Below are 3,562 nucleotides of genomic sequence, written 5' to 3' on the forward strand. Positions count from 1 at the left end.
GGTGCGGTGGCGCAGCCGCCCGAGCAGCCAGCGCTCGACCATGAGGACCGCCTGTTCGACCTTCGCCTTGTCCCGTGGCCGTCGCGGCCTGGCCGGCAGAATGGCGGTGCCGTAATGCGCCGCCATGTCGGCATAGCTGCGGTTGATCTGCGGGTCGTAGAGGCAGGCCTTGATCACTGCGACCTTGGTATTGTCCGGCACCAGCAGCGCCGGCACGCCGCCGATCGCCTCGAAGGCGCCGACGTGGCCGCTGATCCAGTCGGCGAGCCCCTGCGTCCAGGTCGCCTGCGCGTAGGTGAAGCTCGATGCGCCGAGCACCGCGACGAAGATCTGCGCGGCGCGTCGCTCGCCGGTGAACCGGTCGATTACCACCGGCACGCCGTCGCCGGCATAGTCGACGAACAGCTTGTCGCCGGCCATATGCGACTGGCGCATCGTCACCGACAGGCGGCCTTCCCAGGCGCGGTAGAGCTCGCAGAACCGCGAATAACGATACCCGCCGGGTTCGCCTGCGATGTACTCGTCCCACAGGATCGACAGCGTCACATGCTTGCGCCGGAGTTCGCGGTGTACCGCCGCCCAGTCAGGCTCGGCCTGCCGGCGATGGCCCCGCCGGGTGCCGGGACCGGCTCCCGCACTGGCGAACAGCCGGGCTTCCAGCGCAGCGTCGGTGATGTCGTCGGGCAATGGCCAGGTCAGCCCCGCCGCCTCGAACCGGTGGATCGTCAACCGCACCGTCGAAGGGGCTGTCCCCACCCGCCGCGCAATCTCGCGGGTCGGCATCCCGGCCGACTTCAATCTGATCACATCGCGCACATGGCGCATCGCAAACCTCTCCGTCGGCATCCAGGTCCCCCTTCGCAAAGCCGAAAGGCGGGACCGTATCGGAGCCAGAAGAGGCCTCGTCACCCCGGGTTCGCCCTTGCGATACCCCGGGCGACATCATCCCGGAATGGTGGGCGAGATCATCTCGGAATGGCGGGCGACATCAAATCGGAACGGTGGGCGAGATCATTCCGGAATCGTGGGCGACATCGAGCGGAATCAGCAAGACGATGCTGGGCGCCACGGTCGGAAAGGTCCTCGCGCTCGCGGGTGACCTTTGCGAGGAAGGGCTACACGCGGCAAAGAAGCTGAATTATCGGCCCGTGCTGGCGTGCTGGACCATATCCGTCAGCTGTTAGCGACCCGAAAGAGGCCGTGAGTTTTCCAAGGATTTGCCGCGAACAGCCGAGGTCCGCTTTGGGTCCAAAAGCCGTCCATGGCGGCCGAGTTGAGGGACTTCCGGTTACCCTCGAAGAGCCGACGTTCCCGGTGGTTATGCAGACCGTCAGCTTAGGGCCTAGGCTATGTGAGAACCTCTTTTGGGTAGGTCGGAAGTCCGGCATCGGTTCGATTTGGGCGGTCCGATGGGCGACGCGAGGCTTCCGAACCTGAAGGCCGCCATCTGGCTACAAATATGCGTCCAAACCAAGGAGAGAAGCGGCGCTTACTATTCGTATCCCGCCTTCTCCAGTCCACCGAAATAGAGTTCTCGCATCCACGCTTGAGAAATCATGGTTCTTTCGGTTACTTCTTTAAGCGTCTGCATTGGCGTGAGTGATCGGAGGACCGCAACCGCCTTCAAAGCGTCCTCACTTCTGCCGAGATGGGCAAGAGTTGCTGCCTTATAACGCCATGTCACTCTCGCAGACGGTGCAAGCTCGATAGAGCGATCGAATAGCGACAAAGCTTCCGAGAACTTTCTCTCAAAGAACAGAACGATACCTAGGCCTTGGATCAAGAAATAATTGCGCGGATCAAGCGGGTTGATGCGCAAAGCTCTTTCGAAATTATGGCGGGCGGCGTCTAGCTCGCCGCGATAGAGATAGCCAAACCCACTATTGACGCAGACAAAAGCTGAATTTGGCTGAAGGCGTAAAGCACGTTCGGCGTATTCTCGAGATGAATCATGCTTTCCTACCAGGATCGTGTAAACCCAAGAAGCTATCGCTAGCGCAGTAGCATCTTCGGGATCCGCTTGGACCGCCTGATGAGCGATCCGCTCAGCCTCAAGCACTCGTTCCTTATATGGCTGCGCACCCATGATGCACTGTCGGCCAATACAATCGGCCAAGAGCGCAAGAGCACTGGAATATTGGGCGTCGAGGCTAACGGCCCGTCGGAGCAATTCTTCCGCCTGTAAATAGGACTGTGGATCGAATTGTCGGATAAAGGGCTGCGCCCGCAGGAAGTAGTCGTAAGCGCTCAGGTCTGAAGTTGGTCTCTTTTTTGACCTTTCTATCTCCCTCAAGTTGATGGTCGGCTCGATAGCCGCAGCGACAGCGGAGGTCATCTCGTCTTGGAGTTCGAAGACGTCTTTGTACTCGCGCTCGAAACGCTCCGCCCAGATGTGATGTCCGGTTTCCGCCTCGATGAGCTGACCCGTAATACGGACCCGATTTCCCGCCTTACGGACGCTTCCTTCAAGGACATATCGGACACCAAGCTCGCGCCCAATCTGCTTGATATCGACAGCTCTGCCCTTGTAGGTAAATGAGGAATTGCGGGCTATTACAAAAAACCACTTTACTCGCGATAGCGCGGTGATGATGTCCTCGACCATGCCGTCCGCGAAATACTCCTGTTCAGGATCGCCACTCATGTTCTGGAATGGCAAGACTGCAATCGATGGTTTGGCGGGAAGCGGCGGGTGGGCCGGAGTGCTTGGCATTGTTGTCGTACTAACCGACAGCACCTGCATCGGCCTTGGCAGGTTTTTCAGGCTGACTTCCCCCTTGTCTAGGAACGTGACCTTCACTCGATCCCGAACCTGATCATAGAGGGGCCGGGAGATGGTAATGCCACCCGGCTCGGCTACGCCCTCTAACCGAGCAGCTACATTGACGCCGTCTCCGAGTAGGTCGTCTTGATCGGCTACGACATCTCCGAGATGAATGCCAATTCGCAGGCGCATCTCGGTCGTTCCAGCCTGGATAGCGATGGCACACTCCAAAGCTCTAACAGGACTGGCGAACTCGGCGAGGAAGCCATCGCCCATCGTCTTGAATAGGCGACCTTCGTGCGTACGTATCGAGGGCTCGATAACCTCGCGTCGCAATTGGCCGAGTTGGACCAAGGCCGCAACCTCGTCTGCCGCAACCAGACCCGAGTAGCCGACCACGTCAGCCGCCATGATGGTCGTCAGTCGCCTATGGATCGGCTCCTCTTGCACCATCATCCTCCGCGCGACATCAGCATGTATCAAATCACATCGTGGCGGTACCGAGAAGCGATCAGAAATCCTGGACGATCGAGCCACAGGGTCGGTTTTACGACCACCGAAAGCGATACCGTAGGACTACGGCCCTCGCCGCGACGGAATTCTGGAGACCCATTCGCCGTCCGCTCGTCTCGGGTGATGGCTCTCCAGCACTGGGACGAGCACGGGCGGCTCCATGAAGTCCAAGTAGCCGCTTGGGGCCCAGCGACAGCGCTGTGATCCCCTCTAGGTGGTGTGGACACTTATCGCAGCCATAGGACGATGGCAGCGAGAGTGACGACGGCCCGGTAATTCCGGGCG

2 protein-coding genes are annotated in these 3,562 nt (G+C 59.9%); both read right to left on the reverse strand.

The features are described 5' to 3' along the window. The coding region (istA, locus tag Q2M23_RS43235; protein ID WP_316399462.1) for an IS21 family transposase at window positions 1–825 on the reverse strand (825 nt) is incomplete at its 3' end. A 667-nt stretch (window positions 826–1,492) separates the two neighbouring features. After that, entirely contained in the window at window positions 1,493–3,175 is a 1,683-nt protein-coding gene (locus tag Q2M23_RS43240) for a tetratricopeptide repeat protein (RefSeq protein WP_316399461.1), read from the reverse strand. Between the last annotated feature and the right edge of the window lie 387 nt (window positions 3,176–3,562).

The organism is Bradyrhizobium sp. 33ap4, assembly GCF_032654765.1.
GTDB classification, from domain to species: Bacteria; Pseudomonadota; Alphaproteobacteria; order Rhizobiales; family Xanthobacteraceae; genus Bradyrhizobium; species Bradyrhizobium australafricanum.